The sequence below is a fragment of the Thalassospira profundimaris genome, from assembly GCF_003326795.1.
Lineage (GTDB): Bacteria > Pseudomonadota > Alphaproteobacteria > Rhodospirillales > Thalassospiraceae > Thalassospira > Thalassospira profundimaris_C.
Genome location: NZ_JPWI01000011.1, coordinates 41,872 through 58,159 on the forward strand (window position 1 = coordinate 41,872; position 16,288 = coordinate 58,159).

Genomic DNA, 16,288 nt, shown 5'->3' on the forward strand with positions numbered 1-16,288 from the left:
ATTGAGGGGAAGTCGTGGCGCTCTCTCTGGCTCGGGGTACATTAAGATCTACGTTTGAGAATTTCGATCAGTTCACCGAAACTTTCAGAAAGTTGATTTTTTTCCCAACCGGCAAATCCAAGCACCAGTCCCTGTGGCAAGTTCCCGCGATTTTTTGAAGATTTATCATGGTAGTAGGATGACAGGGCGCGACAATCGAGCCCGGCTTTTACCATCCGTTCCTGAACAGCAATATCGTCATGTCCGGCAACCAGTCGCGCACAAAGATGCAATCCCCCGTCAGATGGCATGGTCTCAAGCAACCCTGATGCCGTATCGGCAATCAGGGATTTGAGATGTGCGCGCCGTTCGCCATAGCGCAGACGCATCTTGCGAACGTGGCTGCCAAAGTGGCCCTCGGCAAAAAAGGCACCAAGGGCGGCCTGCGCTGTTGGGGCGGGAACACCATCGGCAAAGCCGCGCATACCACGAAAAGCCGGAATAAGGGCCGGGGGCAAAACCAGATATCCAAGCCGAATGCCCGGGAACAATACCCTTGAAAATGTGCCGACATAGATCACGCGGTTATCCGTATCAAGCCCCTGCAAGGATGAAAGCGGCGGTCCGTCATACCGGTAGTCGCTGTCATAATCATCCTCGACAATCCATGCGTCATTGGCCCTGGCCCATTGCAAAAGTGCCAAACGGCGCGATAGCGACAATGTCGTGCCCAGCGGATAGTTTCGCGACGGTGTGGTCACGACAATACGTGACGGGGATGACGTCTTGCCAAGTCCGTCAACGCACAGGCCTTCCTCATCAACGGCAACCGGATGCAAAACCGCACCGCTTGACGCCAATACACCGCGGATGCCCTCGTAACCGGGATCTTCGGTGGCAATGATGTCACCCGGATCAACAAGGGCACGCGCAATCAGATCAAGTGCCTGCTGCGCCCCGGAAACCACCATCACCTGATCGGCCTGGCAATTCACCCCGCGTGACTGACGTAGCCATTTGGCGATTTCATCGCGCAGCAATGGCATACCCATCGGATCGTCGGGGATTGTCAGATCAATGCTTGGTGCCCGCCAGGCGCGGCGCAGCAGGCGCGCCCAAAGATCAAACGGAAACCCGTCAAGATCAGGTGTCGCCGGGTTAAACGGGCGCGCAACCCGAAAACGCGGAAAACGCCGCTGATAGGCCAGCATGCGCATCGCACTCTGACTAAGATGCAGGGGACGTTGGTTCTCGGCCTTCTGTTTGGCAAGTCCGGATTTGGTATCGGTCTGCATGTCCCGATCAGGAAGGGCGGTTGCAACAAAGCTTCCGGCACCTACCCGGGTTTCAAGATATCCTTCCGATGTCAGAAGATCGAAACTGGTCACCACGGTATTGCGCGATATGCCAAGTGATGATGCAAGATCGCGGCTGGCCGGAAGCCGTTCCCCCGGATGCAAACGGCCATCAAGAATGGCGGCGCGAATGCCGTGATAAAGACGGCGATAGGCGGTAATTGCCTTGTCATTCCCATCTCCTTCGGTCTGGCTCGGATAAATCCAGCTATAATCGCTGCGCGGCATTGGTCTTCCTGATGGCTAAATTGGTTCTGTCATTTTTAGTATAATGGACCTTTTTAAAAGTCCAATTCTATCCATGATGGGGCCACCAATTACGACCGCAAGAAAGAACGAGGCCACCATGTCCGAAGCTATCCTGTCGCCCCAGACATCCGAGCAGACCCCACCGGGTCAATACGAGGTGCATCCCCACACCAAGGTTATCCGTGGTCCGAAACGCGCATCTTATGATCGTGAGCTGGTACATGGCATTATTGATGATGCATTGATCTGCCATGTTGGCACCATTGTTGATGGACGCCCGGCCATGATCCCGACCGCGCATTGGCGGGTTGGTGAACGGATTTACATCCATGGCGCATCGAAGAACCGCATTCTTGCTGCGATTGCCGCAGGCGAAGAAGCATGCCTGTGCATTACCCATCTTGATGGTCTGGTGATGGCGCGGTCCGCCTTCCATCACTCGGCGAATTATCGTTCGGTCGTGATCTACGGCAAGGGCGAGGTGGTTGATGGCGAAGAAGGTAAGATGGAACATTCCCGCCTGTTTATCGAAAAGCTCGAACCGGGGCGGTGGGATAAAGTCCGTCAGCCAAACAAACAGGAACTCAAGGCCACCATGTTCCTTGGCTTTGATCTGGCACAGGTTTCGGCCAAGGTCCGTGCCGGTGATCCGGTCGATGACGACGACGATTATGACTGGCCGGTCTGGGCCGGTGTTTTGCCCAGTACGCTTCACTGGGGCACACCGGTTGACGATGGCAAGATCAAGTCGGGCTTTGAAGGGCAGGGCTATCTTCGCGATTAAAAAAACGGGCTGGCAGTGATGTGCCAGCCCGTTTTGCTTTTGCTCGGTCAACGGGTGATCAACCCGCCATGGCAACCGCGATCTTTGCGCCAAGACGTGCATTATTACGCACAAGCGCGATATTGGCTTCAAGGCTTTTGCCTTCGGTCAGATTGGTCACACGCGCCAGAAGGAACGGCGTTACATCGCGGCCCAGAATGTTCTGTTCCTTGGCATCGGCAAGGGCATCTTCAATTGCGCCTTCGATGGCTTCGCGTGCCAGTGCCTTGTCGACCTCGGGCGGATTGCCGATGACAACGCCACCTTCAAGGCCGAATTCCCATTTCGATTTCAGGAATGCTGCCAGGTCTTGCGGGCTATCAAGGCGAAGCGGTGCTTTGTGGCCACTTTCAACCGAATAGAATGCCGGAAATTCATCGGTGCCATAGGCAATAACCGGCACACCAAGCGTTTCAAGATGCTCAAGGGTTTTGGGAATATCAAGGATCGCCTTGGCCCCGGCGCAAACAACGGCAACACTGGTTTTGCCAAGCTCGGTCAGGTCGGCCGACACATCGAAATTTCCAGCAAGATCACGGTGAACACCACCGATGCCGCCAGTGGCAAAGACACGAATACCGGCTTTTTCGGCCAGAATCATGGTTGCCGAAACCGTGGTGGCACCATCGCGTTTCTTGGCAATGCAATAGGGAATATCGCGACGTGACAGTTTCAGAATGTCTGTGCCCTTGGCGAAATATTCGAGTTCCTCGGGCGACAGGCCGATTTTGCAACGACCCCCGATCACGGCGATGGTGGCGGGCACCGCACCGTTATCACGTACATCCTGTTCAACAGCCTGTGCTGTTTCAAGGTTCTGCGGATAAGGCATCCCGTGCGAGATAATGGTGGATTCAAGGGCAACGACCGGCTTGCCAGCGGCAAGGGCCTCTGCGACCTCGGGGGCGATATCAATAAAGTCCGACATTCCGATATGCTCATATCTGGTTTAAAGTTTTAAAGGCCAGAATTAAACAGATGCCCCCCATAAATCCAGCCCAAACCATCCCGCCGTACCAAGCTTTCGGAATGGCTGCCTTGCGCGCGTCGTTTGATCGTTGCCGTCCATGCACGGGACTTGTGCCAGTGAGCGGATTGTAAGCATCTGATTTGATGGATATCTTGGAATACCACCAAATTTTGAAAGCCCGCCTGAAATGCATGCCAAGCCCACTCTGACACGTGGCCTTCTGGCCTTTATGGCCATCGGAAGCGGTCTGTCTGTTGCCAGTCTTTATTACGTTCAGCCGCTGCTTGAATTACTGGCCCGCGAGTATGGTTTAAGCGAAACCAGCGCGGGATTGCTGGTGACTGTGGCACAGGTCGGCTATCTGACAGGGCTGATTGCGGTTGTACCGCTTGGTGATCATCATGAACGGCGCAAGTTACTGACCGTGACATCGGCTTTGACAGCCGTCGGATTGCTTGCCATGGGGCTTGCGCCATCGTTTCTGATGCTGGTTGCCTTTAGCTTCTCGGTCGGCATTACCTGTGTGACCGCCCAAATCCTTGTGCCGCTGGCAGCTCACCTAGCCAGCGATGACAAGCGCGGCTCTGCCGTCGGGGCGGTGATGAGCGGGCTTTTGCTGGGTATCCTTCTGGCCCGTACGTTTTCCGGGATCATGGCCGAGCTTGCCGGGTGGCGCTCAGTCTTCATTGTCGCGTCCGTCTTAATGGCAGTTTATGCAGTTGCCTGTTACCGCATCATTCCCAATATTCCACCGACATCCCATACCAGCTATCGCACGCTTTATCTGTCGATCCTGCATCTGTTTCGTGACGAAGAAGTCCTGCGTCGCCGCAGCCTGATTGGCGGGTTGCAATATGCGGTATTTGCGATCTTCTGGACATCCATGGCCTTCATGCTGGTCCGCCAATATGACATGTCCGAAGCCGTGATCGGGCTTTATGGCCTGATCGGTGCGATTGGTATTCTGGCGGCCCGTATTGCTGGTCGGCTGGCCGATCAGGGATGGGCACGGCTCAGCACGGGCGGGTTCCTTTTAGCCACCATATCAAGCTGGGGGCTGCTCTATTGGGGACAATGGTCGCTGGTGGCCTTTGCAATCGGGGTGGTGTTGCTTGATCTTGGTATTCAGGGCACGCATATCTCGAACCAGAGCGAGGTCTATCGCCTCAGCCCCGAAGCACGCAGTCGCCTGACCACGGGCTATATGGCCAGCTACTTCTTTGGCGGGGCCTGTGGATCGGCAAGCTCTGCGGTGGCCTATGGCGTGGGCGGATGGCCTGCGGTGGTTGCTTTTGGATCAACTGTTTCGATCCTCTGTGCCGTGATCTGGGCCGTGACAGAGTTGCGGTTCCCGGTGCGGCTAATGAAGAGCTAAGTGGGGCGACATCTTTCTACTACTGTTACGTGGTTGATTTTACCCATGCATTGTAGGACATATGGCTTTTTCAACTTTTAATTTTCATGTATCGTGAATTCCTAAATCTCTCTTGGGTTGTGGTGCAGGATGAAAATTGAGAAGCAGTGTATTCTTCATCGGGTTTCCGGTGAGAAAAAAGCAATTGAAGTGCATAACAGGGTAATTAGGGACAAGTACTATTCAGATTCGGTTTCTGCACTTGATGCAAATCCTCCATATGTTGGTTTTTACTTTATATCATTCGAAATTCTGAAAGTTAGTCAGGTCTGTTTGGGGGTGCGTCGCCGGAATACTGCGACAGCTACTGCGCAAGTAAAGTTTCTCTATATTGTTGATTTCGACGCAATTGATATATCAGATTTACTTGATGAAGATCAAAAAAAGAGGTGCAGAAATCACAATGATGCAATTCTAAATATTAATGATTCTAATTTGATAGTTGATGAAATATTTCGAATAAATCCATATTTAAAGGATCAGATTGATCGTATTATTTCTATTGTGAATGGAAATGACGAGGTTGAAGAAACTGATCGAAATATAAAACTTGCTTATCAGAGAGATGCAATTGGTCTTTCCGCCGAAATTTTTTCTGGTGAAAAATTGAGGAACTCGCTGCTGCAACACATGCCTGTTGTTGAGTTCGATATTTCAGAAAGTGCCTTGGAACTAATTGACGAGGACGAGGTGGATGACTGGGAATATGTTCAAGAAAGCCATCTAATAGAACATGACCTCGAGACATTTGATGGCTACAAGTATGTAAATAAAGAAGGTCTTAAAAAGAAAATACTAAAAAAAGATGATAAGTATTTGGCTATAACTATAACTGACCGTGATGCAATTGAGAATTGCTTGGGTGTTGATCTAATTTATGCAAATCTTAATAAAAATACATTCGTATTCATTCAGTATAAAAAGATGTCTTATATTAGTGGTGGGTTTAAGTATTACCCGGATAACCAATTTGAGAAAGAAAGATCTAAAATGAGCTCTCTTCAGTCAGAGCTGAACAAGTCAAAAAAAGAATCGATAAACGATTACGATAACTACAGGGCTGGATTTAGTCCTTTGTTGTTCAAGTTCTGTAAGAGTTTACAGCTAAAGATAATGAACCCAGCTATGGTGCAGGGATTGTATGTGCCACTAGATATGTGGAAGCACTATGTCAAAACTGGGCCAAAGACAAAAAGTGGTAAAGTTGTGGTCCGTCAAGGGTTTCCTGACAAAGCGTTCTCAAATAGTGCATTTGTCGATCTAGTGTCGTCTGGGTTGCTGGGGACAAAAAGAGAAGCCTTTCAAAGCATTGAAGAGTTCCTGAATTTGGCAGCCAAGCAAAAAAGAAATGTCGTCATGGCGTACGAGTGGAAGCCAAATTCTACTAAGTCGGATCAGTCAACTTGATAAGCAAAACGGCCGCCCCATGGGGACGGCCGTTTGCGTAAGAACGATCCAAGCTGTGCTTAGTTCTTTTCTTTGTCGACGAGCTGGTTTGCAGCAATCCACGGCATCATCGCGCGCAGTTTGGTACCAACTTCTTCGATTTCGTGTTCTGCGTTCAGACGGCGGGTTGCCTTGAACATCGGCTGGCCGCAATGCATTTCCTGAACGAAATCACGAACGAATTTGCCTTCCTGAATGTCAGCAAGAACTTCTTTCATGCGTTCTTTGACCGATGCATCGATCACGCGCGGGCCGGTGACATAGTCGCCGTATTCTGCGGTGTTCGAGATCGAGTAACGCATGTTGGCCATACCGCCTTCATACATCAGGTCAACGATCAGCTTAACTTCGTGCAGGCACTCGAAATATGCCATTTCCGGAGCATAACCAGCTTCGGTCAGGGTCTCAAAACCGTATTTGATCAGCTGGGTCAGGCCGCCACAAAGAACTGCCTGCTCGCCGAACAGGTCGGTTTCGCATTCTTCACGGAAGGTGGTTTCGATAACGCCGGAACGACCGCCGCCGATTGCCGAAGCATAGGACAGAGCAACTTCAAGGGCATTGCCCGAAGCATTCTGTTCGATAGCGACCAGGCACGGCACGCCGCCGCCACGCTTGTATTCGGAACGAACGGTGTGACCCGGGCCTTTCGGTGCGATCATCATCACGTCAAGATCAGCGCGCGGCTCGATCAGGCCGAAATGGACGTTCAGACCGTGTGCGAACAGAAGTGCTGCACCCTGTTTCAGGTTGTCGCGCAGTTCGTTTGCATAGATCGCTGCCTGATGTTCATCCGGGGTCAGGATCATGACGACGTCTGCCCAAGCAGCTGCTTCGGCCGGGGTCATGGTTTTCAGGCCGGCATTTTCAGCTTTCTTGCGCGAAGCGGAACCTTCGCGAAGGCCGACAACAACGTCTTTAACGCCTGAATCATGAAGGTTAAGCGCATGGGCATGGCCCTGCGAACCGTAACCGATGATGGCAACTTTTTTGGTCTTGATCAGATTAACATCTGCATCGCGGTCGTAATAAACACGCATCTTTCGATACCTCTGGACGTTGGACCACGCTGATTTTTGTGCGTGGTGGATGGTAATAATGAATTCGGGGACAAACCCCGATGCCTTGCCCGATGCGGATCACCGGGCAGGGCAAACTCACATCGTTAGTGTGCCGCGCGAAATCGCAGCCACACCGGTACGCGAAATTTCCGAAAGCCCCAGTGGCGCCATCAATTTGATGAAGGCATCAATCTTTTCGGGGCTGCCGATGATTTCATAAACGAAGGAATTATTGGTCGCATCGACTGCGCGGGCCTTGAATATGTCGGCAATGCGCAGCGACTCAACGCGCTTTTCACCCGTTGCAATCACTTTGACCAGTGCAAGTTCACGCTCGACACTCGGACCGGCAAGGGTCAGGTCGCTGACCTTGTGAACCGGTACAAGACGCGAAAGCTGCGCCTTGATCTGCTCAATCACCATCGGGGTACCCGAGGTGACCACAGTGATGCGGGACTGATGGGCGTCGGCGTCGACTTCGGCAACGGTCAGGCTTTCAATGTTATAGCCACGGCCGGAGAACAGGCCGATGACACGGGCCAGAACGCCAGATTCGTTGTCCACCAGAACGGATATGGTGTGTTTCGAGATTTCGGTTTCTTTCACGGTTTCGCTCCGTAAGAGCTCGGTCGGGGGCATCTATGTGCCGCCCGAGCCGGCCTTTTCATTATGGTTTTGATGATATCGTCTCGCACGCTTGTCGTTGCGGATCAGACCAGAACCATCCCTTCGTCGGAATCAATGGCTTCGTTGCCGTCGGTTTCCTGCCCAAGCAGCATTTCATTGTGCGGCTTGCCCGACGGAATCATCGGATAGCAGTTTTCCTTGTCGTCCACGGCAACATCCAGAATCACCGGACCGTCAATTTCGAGCATTTTCTTGATGGCGTCATCAAGATCAGCCGGGTTGTTGCAGGTCATACCGGTAAAGCCGAATGCTTCGGACAGTTTGACGAAGTCAGGAAGGGTTTCGCTATAGCTTTCGGAATAGCGCGAACCATGCAGAAGCTGCTGCCACTGACGTACCATGCCCATGTAACGGTTATTCAGGATCACGGTTTTGATCGGCAGACGATACTGCGTCATCGTCGCGCATTCCTGAATATTCATCATGATCGACGCATCGCCTGTGAAGCAGACAACCGTCGCATCCGGGTGTGCAACCTGAACACCAAGGGCGGCCGGCATGCCATAGCCCATGGTGCCAAGACCACCGGACGTCATCCATTCATAGGGATGTTCGAACCCGAAATGCTGGGCGGCCCACATCTGATGCTGACCGACGTCAGTCGTGATGTAGGTCTTGCGATCACGGGTCAGTTCATGAACACGACGAATAACGTGCTGCGGCTTGATAACGTCTTTGGGCTGCTTGTAGGACAGGCAGTGTTTGCCACGCCATCCCTCAATTTCTTTCCACCAGCTATCAAGTGCATTGGCATCGATCTTGTACTGTTTGGCTTTCCAGATCTTGATCATGTCTTCAAGAACGTGACCAACATCGCCAACAATCCCGATATCGACCGGAACGTTTTTGTTGATCGAGCTCTGATCAATATCGATCTGGATTTTCTGCGAATGCGGCGCAAAGAAATCAAGGTTGCCGGTTACACGGTCATCAAAGCGTGCGCCGATTGCAATCATCACGTCGCAATCATGCATCGACATGTTCGATTCATAAGTACCGTGCATCCCGACCATGCCGAGATACTGTTTGTCCGATGCCGGGAATGCCCCAAGACCCATCAGGGTCAGCGTGATCGGCGCGCCGGTCATGCGGGTGAACTCGGTCAGAAGCTTGCAAGCCTGCAAACCGGAATTGATAACACCACCACCACAATACAGGATCGGCTTCTTGGCCGATGCCAGCATTTCGAGTGCTTCTTCAATCTGGCTGCGTTCGCCTTTGACCACCGGGTTATAGGTGCGGTGCTGAACCTGTGACGGTTCCAGATACGGTGCCTTGCCAACAAGGATATCTTTCGGCAAGTCGATGACAACCGGACCTGGACGGCCGCTGGAGGCAACGTGGAATGCCTCATGCATGGTGCGTGCAAGACGATCCGGATTTTTGACCAGATAGTTGTGCTTGGTGCACGGCCGGGTGATGCCGGTGGTGTCAGCTTCCTGGAACGCATCATTCCCGATCAGATGAGTCGGGACCTGACCGGTCAGGCAGATAACTGGAATGGAATCCATCAACGCGTCGGTAAGGCCCGTAACAGCGTTTGTCGCACCCGGTCCCGAGGTCACCAGCACCACGCCGACCTTGCCGGTCGAGCGGGCGTAACCTTCAGCAGCGTGGACAGCAGCCTGTTCATGGCGCACTAGAACGTGACGAATCCGGTTTTGTTTAAATATCTCGTCATATAGCGGTAGGACAGCGCCGCCAGGATAGCCGAACACGACTTCCACACCCTGATCAGCAAGGGCCTGCAACACTACTTCCGAACCACTTAAAATACGTTCTGCCATGATTTTCGAGCCTCTTTACTTAGCGACAACAACGTGTCGCGTGATAACCGCGTGATTGAAACATGATCCAATTATCCTCAAATTGGAGTTGAAAAATCCGCCGAAACGGCGGTTTTCCGCCATTTCGGCGGGGGAAGCGCCAACCTATCGCCTCACTTTGGCGTGGTCAACAGAAATTGGTTAATATCATGACGCATTTTTGCTGCCAAACTTTCCGAATATTGCGCGTCGATGATTTCCTTGTCGGTCATCTGATGACGAAACCACGTTAATTGGCGCTTTGCATAACGTCTGGTTTCGCGCTGTGATTTCTCTTTGGCGGTGGCAAGATCAATCTTGCCAGCCAGATATGCTCCAAGCTCACGCACGCCGACCGCCTTCATGACCGGGGCACTCTCGGGAAGCCCAAGCGCAATCAAATCGCGGACTTCGTCAATTGCACCCTGTTCGATCATAAGGTCAAAACGCCGGTTGCAGCGATCATAAAGTATGTCACGTGGCGGCATGTAGCACAGCTTTTTGAACTTCATGTTCGCAGGTGGCGTGATCACCGGTTCCTTGTGCCAGGATGCCAGTCCGCGACCGGTATGGGCGAAAACCTCGGCGGCGCGAATCAGACGTTGCGTATTGGTGCTATCAAGTGCCGCGGCGGTCTCCGGATCGTCTTTTGCCAGCTTTTCAAAGAATGCTGTGTGCCCAAGATCTTCGAGTTCGGCGGTAACACTGTCGCGAATCCGTGCGGGGACATCCGGGATCGATGCGATTCCCTCGGTCAGGGCGTTCAGATACATGCCCGTGCCACCCGTGATGATCGGGAGCTTGCCCGAAGCATGGCAGTCGGCAATCTCGGCCATGGCCATCTCGCGCCACTTGCCCGCTGAACAGGCTTCGCGTCCTGACAGCACACCATAAAGCCGATGGGGTGCACGTGCGGTTTCGCTTTCATCAGGGCGGGCGCTCAGGATGCGCAGTTCCTCATAGACCTGCATGCTGTCAGCATTAATCACCACGCCGTCAAAGGCTTCGGCCATATCAAGCGCAAGCGCGGACTTCCCGCTGGCAGTCGGGCCAGCAACGATCAGGACAGGGGCAAAGGAACTGTTGGCGTTAATGGCCGACATGAAGGCACTTCCAAGCTCGGATATTCAAAGGTCGGACAGTCTATTGGGTTCGATGCCAAAGGCATAGCGATTTGGGACACATGACCCCGGCAAAAAACACGTAAACAAGACGGATTGCGCGAAAGTTCTCTTGCCAGGGTCGGGCGCAATTCGGATAAAGGCGACAAATCTGTTTAATGCCTTTTCCGCCAAGGAGCCCGCAGACCATGAAGTTGGTACTGACCCTGATTGCCGCCCCGAATTCGAATGCGTTGACCAAGTCCGTCATCGATAAAGCAGCAATCGCCCTGACCGGGGCAGGGGCCCTTGTCGGGGATGTGACCTGGCTTGCCGAGGGTGAGGCATGTGATCTGATCTTTGATGGCATCACGCTTGATGTGGCTGATACCAGTCTTGCTGAGTCCGAGCTTGGTGTGGATGCCGTTACCCAGAAAATCGCAACCCGGCGCAAGAAGCTGCTGATTGCCGATATGGACAGCACCATGGTGACCGGTGAAACCCTTGACGAGCTCGCCGAATTTGCCGGGGTCAAGGAACGGGTGGCGGCAATCACGGCACGCGCCATGAATGGCGAGCTTGATTTCGAAGCCGCCCTTGATGAACGCGTAGGCCTTCTTGAAGGCATGTCGACCGAGATGCTGAAAGAAGCTTGGAAAACTGTCGAATATACCGGCGGGGCCAAAACGCTTGTCTCGACCATGAAAGCAAACGGGGCTTTTGCCGCACTGGTATCAGGCGGGTTCGATTTCTTTACTGGTGCAGTTCGGGCCGAACTTGGTTTTGACTATGATCAGGCCAATGTTCTGATCGAAAAAGACGGCAAACTGACCGGCAAGGTCAAAAAACCGGTTCTTGATCGTCAGGCCAAGGTGGACGCGCTTGAAAACCTGTCAGCCGAGCAGGGCATCACGGTCGATGATGCGATTGCGGTCGGTGACGGTGCCAATGATCTTCAGATGATCTCGCTTGCCGGGACCGGTGTTGCCTTCCATGCCAAACCGTCAGTTCAGGAACAGGCACGCATCTGCATCAATCATGGCGATCTGACAGCACTCCTGTATTTGCAGGGCTATGCCAAGGCCGATTTCGTTTCCTGATTACCGGAACATCGCAAAGAAAAAGGGCGACCTGCGTGGCAGGCCGCCCTTTTATCATGTCAGTATCGTTGGTGATACTTATTCAGCAACCGAAAGGGTCAGGCCAAAGTAACGCGGGCCAGCAGATGTTTCGATCAACATCAGAATGGTGCGCTTGTCGTCATCAACGGCGGCTTTGACAGCCTTGGTGACATCTTCGACATTCGAGACCGAGCTGTGCGACGCTTCGATGATGATGTCACCGGGGCGAACACCTTTTTCGGCAGCATAGCTGTCACCTGATACGTCAGTCACAATCACGCCTTCGGTACCTTCGGCAAGGTTGTAACGTTTACGAAGGGTATCATCGACATTGGCAACCTTGATGCCAAGTTCGTTGATGTTGGCCTCGGCAATCGCCGGTGCTTCCTGGCTGTCAGAAGGCGTTGCGCTTGCGGCAATGACTTCTTCTTCAAGTTCGCCAAGTTCGACCTGTACGGTCTGTTTCTTGCCATCGCGCCAGATCACCACATCGACATCCTTGCCGATTTTGGTTTCGGCGACGATACGTGGCAGGCGACGCATGGACTCAACATCCTTGCCATCAAATTTCAGGATGACATCACCCTGTTTGATGCCTGCTTTTTTGGCCGGGCTTTCGTCCGACACGCCAGCAACCATTGCACCCGATGCGCTATCAAGTCCAACCGAGTCAGCGATATCTTCTGTGACGGTCTGGATGTGAACCCCAAGCCAGCCACGACGGGTACGACCATATTCCTTGAGCTGGTCGACAACGCCCTGAGCAATGGCCGACGGAATGGCAAAGCCGATACCGACCGAACCGCCGGACGGGGAATATATCGCGCTATTGATCCCGATCACATCACCATCAAGGTTAAACAGCGGACCACCAGAGTTGCCACGGTTGATCGATGCGTCGGTCTGGATGAAATCGTCATACGGACCCTGATTGATGTCACGGTTCCGGGCCGAAATAATACCGGCCGTCACAGTGCCACCAAGACCGAACGGGTTACCGATTGCCATTGCCCAGTCACCAATACGCGACTTGTCTGAATCGCCCCATTTAACGAACGGAAGATCGTCTTTCGGGGTGACTTTCAGCAATGCAACGTCGGTTTTCGGATCGCGACCGATCAGTTCGGCATCAAGGGTTTCACCGTCATGAAGACGCACGCTGATCTCGTCTGCGCCATCAATGACGTGGTTGTTGGTCACGATGTAACCATCCGCCGAGATGATAAAACCCGAACCAAGAGCGGTTGCGCGACGCTGTTGCGGGGTTTGACCACCCTGACCGCCTTGACCATTCCGATCCATGAAGTCACGGAAAAGATCTTCGAACGGCGAACCCGGAGGGAACTGGAAATCAGGTCCCTGGCGGTCTGCGACAATCTGGCTGGTTGAGATATTCACAACACTTGGCAGGAGTTTTTCTGCCAGGTCTGCAAAACTTTCAGGAGCGGGGCGGGCATTCGCGATTTGCGAAACACTGGTCACGCCAAGGAGAACAATCACCAGTGCTGCGCTTACTTTCGACCGCACCGGGTTGTATAATGCTTGTAGCATGTGTCTGATCCTGTTCGTTGCCGCGTTCACGGTATTTGTAATTCTGTTTTTGCAGCGCGCGATGGGATTCTTAATTTACCCGTCGCTTAATTAATCAAATTAACCCCGACTTTGGCAGAATTTGGGCGGCTCTGGGAAAAATCAAGGAATTCTCGGCACAACATCGTGGCGTTTTACCCCTGTATGGCGGTTTTCCGTGGCTTATAGCCAGGTTCTAACGGCCCAGATAGCGCCGATTGCAACGACGGCTGCAACCAATCCACCAATGCGCAACTGCGATTCAGGGATTTCCTGAACAAGTTCCAACACCCTTTTCGCGCCGCCGGGAAACAGCGAATAAAACATGCCCTCCAGCGCGATGGCCAGAAGTATAGCAGTTGCAAGTTCCTTCATGGGCGTGGACGTTCCGGCGGTTTAAAACGCCTGCCTTACGCGGTGCGCCGGCAGGACATAATTATGAAAACAAAAAGGGCGACCTGACTAATATGCCGGTCGCCCTTGTGTTTTGTCTAGCGGCTTGTCGCTGGACCAGACTTATTAAAGTACTGGAAAAACTCGCTGTCTGGTGAAAGCACCATGGTCGAGCCGTTATCAAGCGCTATTTTGTAGGCTTCAAGCGAACGATAGAATTCGAAGAATTCCGCGTCCTTGCCATAGGCTTTACCAAGGATAACGTTCCGCTGACCGTCGCCTTCACCGCGCAGGACTTCGGCCTGACGGTTTGCTTCGGCGATGATGCCGATGCGTTCACGGTCGGCTTCTGCCTGGATTTTCGCCTTGAGCTCTTCACCTTCTGCGCGAAGCTGGGCTGCTTCGGCAATACGCGAAGAACGCATACGGTTATACACCGCTTGCGAGGTTTCCTGTGGCAGGTCGGTACGACCGATACGGACATCAATCAGCTCGACGCCGAATTCCTTGGCCGGATCGATCAGCGTTGCCTGGATCTTTTCCATGATCTGTGCACGGTTGTCCGAAAGCATCGACACAAGCGGGGCCTGTGCGAGTTCACCACGGATAACCGAGTTCAGACGCTGACCAAACAACTGCACGAAGTTGGCAGCGTTGGTTGCGCGCTGACGGAAGGTCAATGGATCAACGATTTTCCAGCGGGCAAAGCTGTCAACATTGACACGCTTCTGGTCCGACAGAAGAACCTGCTGTACCGGCGGATCAAGTTCCAGAATACGACGCTCGTAATATTCCACGTTCTGGATCGGCAATTTGAAATGCAGACCCGGCTCGGATACCGCATGAACCGGATTACCGAACTGAAGAACAAGTGCCTGCTGGTCCTGACGGACCGTAAAGACACACATGGAACCGATCACGGCGGCAATGACAACGACGACGCCTGCGGCAATAAGTTTAGGACTTGCCATTAGTTGTTGCCTCCTGCATTCGCACGTTTCTGAACTTCAGGCAGCGGCAGGTACGGCACGACGCCATTCCCTTGTGCATTACGCTCGATGATCACTTTGTCGGACTTGCCCAGGACTTCCTGCATCGTTTCGAGATACAGACGACGGGTGGTCACGTCCTTTGCGGTAAGGAAGGAATTGTAGATCGAGTTAAAGCGTTCAGCTTCACCTTCTGCTTCCTTCGTCACACGGTCCTTGTATGCGCGGGCCTGAAGAACCTGACGTTCAGCTTCACCCTTTGCACGCGGAATGATGTCGTTCCGATAGGCCAGTGCTTCGTTCTGGGAACGATCACGGTCCTGACGCGCACGCTGCACATCGTTAAAGGCATCAATAACGTCACGCGGCGGATCAACCTTCTGCATCTTCACTTCTGCAATAAAGATACCGGAATCATATCCGTCCATGATTTCCTGAAGCAGGGTACGGGTCTGTTCCTCAACCCGGACACGGCCAACAGTCAGGGCCTCTTCCAGATTGGTTTTCCCGATCACCTCGCGCATTGCACTTTCAGATGCAAGCTTGATGGTGTTTTCCGGATCACGAACATTAAACAGATATGCGCCAGCATCGCTGATGCGCCACTGAACGACATAATCAATGTCGATGATGTTCTGGTCACCAGTCAGCATCAGGCTTTCTTCTGGCACATCGCGCGAACCGCCCGTTGTGACATTTCCTGCGCCGCGATAACCGACCTCGATCTGGTTCGTCCGTTCAACGTTCGGCTTGATGACCTCGCCAATCGGAGCCGGCAGGAAGTAGTTCAGACCCGGACCCGTGGTGCCAACCCATTTGCCAAACAGAAGCGTGACACCCTGTTCGCCCGGCTGGACACGGTAAAAACCGGTCAAAAGCCACAACCCGATCACAGCGATACCGATCAGGACAAAGCCCTTGTAACCGCCACCACCGGGGAACAGCCGTTTCAGGCGTTCCTGGCCTTTACGAATCATTTCATCAAAATCGGGGGGCGTATTTCCGCCGCCGCCACCACCGGAAGGACGCTGTCCCCACGGATTCTGGCTGCCACCGTTATTTCCGCCGCCGCCCCAGGGGCCGCCGCCCCCTTGTGAATTCCAAGGCATCGAGTGTTTTCCTCTTCTTGCCGTTCGGTGTTTATCTTTGCTTACCGAGTACCAGGGTCTGGACTCATAAATATGTTTGCAATGGTTGATTGGACAGGTGCAGATACGCGGAGCGAGGCAACAGGAAGATTTTTATCTTGCAATGCCTTGCGACAACGTTGCCCGTGCCTATCCGATCAATCCGAGGGACAATCGCAAGATTTGCGAACTCCTGCGTC

The 16,288-nt window shown here is 53.0% G+C and carries 14 protein-coding genes; 4 read left to right on the top strand and 10 right to left on the bottom strand.

Annotation, left to right across the window (positions count from 1 at the left end; genetic code table 11):
* Positions 1–41: 41 nt before the first annotated feature.
* Positions 42–1,562, bottom strand: coding sequence for a MocR-like pyridoxine biosynthesis transcription factor PdxR (pdxR, locus tag TH30_RS15965; RefSeq protein ID WP_114099097.1), 1,521 nt, complete (start codon positions 1,560–1,562; stop codon positions 42–44).
* Positions 1,563–1,680: 118 nt separating this feature from the next.
* On the opposite strand from pdxR, the gene TH30_RS15970 reads away from it, so the two are divergent.
* Entirely contained in the window at positions 1,681–2,367 is a 687-nt protein-coding gene (locus TH30_RS15970) for a pyridoxamine 5'-phosphate oxidase family protein (protein WP_114099098.1), read from the top strand.
* Between the two features lie 58 nt (positions 2,368–2,425).
* Here the strand turns inward: TH30_RS15970 and TH30_RS15975 are convergent, their stop codons facing one another.
* Entirely contained in the window at positions 2,426–3,334 is a 909-nt protein-coding gene (locus TH30_RS15975) for a pseudouridine-5'-phosphate glycosidase (RefSeq protein WP_114099099.1), read from the bottom strand.
* 229 nt (positions 3,335–3,563) lie between these two features.
* Here TH30_RS15975 and TH30_RS15980 point away from each other — a divergent pair, with 229 nt between their 5' ends.
* Together TH30_RS15980 and TH30_RS15985 are read left to right on the top strand one after the other, a co-directional pair.
* The gene (locus tag TH30_RS15980) at positions 3,564–4,751 is read left to right on the top strand and encodes an MFS transporter (protein ID WP_114099100.1); all 1,188 of its coding nucleotides are present in this window, start codon (positions 3,564–3,566) and stop codon (positions 4,749–4,751) included.
* 129 nt (positions 4,752–4,880) lie between these two features.
* The gene (locus TH30_RS15985; RefSeq protein ID WP_114099101.1) at positions 4,881–6,197 is read left to right on the top strand and encodes a hypothetical protein; all 1,317 of its coding nucleotides are present in this window, start codon (positions 4,881–4,883) and stop codon (positions 6,195–6,197) included.
* Positions 6,198–6,256: 59 nt separating this feature from the next.
* Here TH30_RS15985 and ilvC read toward each other — a convergent pair whose 3' ends face one another.
* The 4 genes from ilvC to miaA form a co-directional block, all read right to left on the bottom strand.
* Positions 6,257–7,276: a ketol-acid reductoisomerase gene (gene ilvC / locus TH30_RS15990; protein ID WP_114099102.1), complete on the bottom strand. Its 1,020-nt coding sequence runs from the start codon at positions 7,274–7,276 to the stop codon at positions 6,257–6,259.
* Between the two features lie 117 nt (positions 7,277–7,393).
* Entirely contained in the window at positions 7,394–7,903 is a 510-nt protein-coding gene (gene ilvN / locus TH30_RS15995) for an acetolactate synthase small subunit (RefSeq protein WP_114101451.1), read from the bottom strand.
* Positions 7,904–8,007: 104 nt separating this feature from the next.
* Positions 8,008–9,771 (bottom strand): acetolactate synthase 3 large subunit, encoded by a 1,764-nt coding sequence (locus TH30_RS16000; protein ID WP_114099104.1) that lies wholly within the window; start codon positions 9,769–9,771, stop codon positions 8,008–8,010.
* A 152-nt stretch (positions 9,772–9,923) separates the two neighbouring features.
* Complete coding sequence (gene miaA / locus TH30_RS16005) at positions 9,924–10,892, bottom strand: tRNA (adenosine(37)-N6)-dimethylallyltransferase MiaA (protein WP_114099105.1); 969 nt, start codon at positions 10,890–10,892, stop codon at positions 9,924–9,926.
* 206 nt (positions 10,893–11,098) lie between these two features.
* On the opposite strand from miaA, the gene serB reads away from it, so the two are divergent.
* The gene (gene serB / locus TH30_RS16010) at positions 11,099–11,989 is read left to right on the top strand and encodes a phosphoserine phosphatase SerB (protein ID WP_114099107.1); all 891 of its coding nucleotides are present in this window, start codon (positions 11,099–11,101) and stop codon (positions 11,987–11,989) included.
* Positions 11,990–12,067: 78 nt separating this feature from the next.
* Here the strand turns inward: serB and TH30_RS16015 are convergent, their stop codons facing one another.
* The 4 genes from TH30_RS16015 to hflK form a co-directional block, all read right to left on the bottom strand.
* Positions 12,068–13,561, bottom strand: a complete 1,494-nt coding sequence (locus TH30_RS16015; protein ID WP_114099109.1) for a DegQ family serine endoprotease — start codon at positions 13,559–13,561, stop codon at positions 12,068–12,070.
* 201 nt (positions 13,562–13,762) lie between these two features.
* Positions 13,763–13,954 (bottom strand): DUF2065 domain-containing protein, encoded by a 192-nt coding sequence (locus tag TH30_RS16020; protein ID WP_114099110.1) that lies wholly within the window; start codon positions 13,952–13,954, stop codon positions 13,763–13,765.
* Positions 13,955–14,070: 116 nt separating this feature from the next.
* Positions 14,071–14,943, bottom strand: a complete 873-nt coding sequence (gene hflC, locus TH30_RS16025; protein WP_114099111.1) for a protease modulator HflC — start codon at positions 14,941–14,943, stop codon at positions 14,071–14,073.
* A complete protein-coding gene (gene hflK / locus TH30_RS16030) occupies positions 14,943–16,070 on the bottom strand; it encodes an FtsH protease activity modulator HflK (RefSeq protein WP_114099112.1) in 1,128 nt (375 codons plus the stop codon). Before hflK ends, hflC begins: the two co-directional genes overlap by 1 nt.
* Between the last annotated feature and the right edge of the window lie 218 nt (positions 16,071–16,288).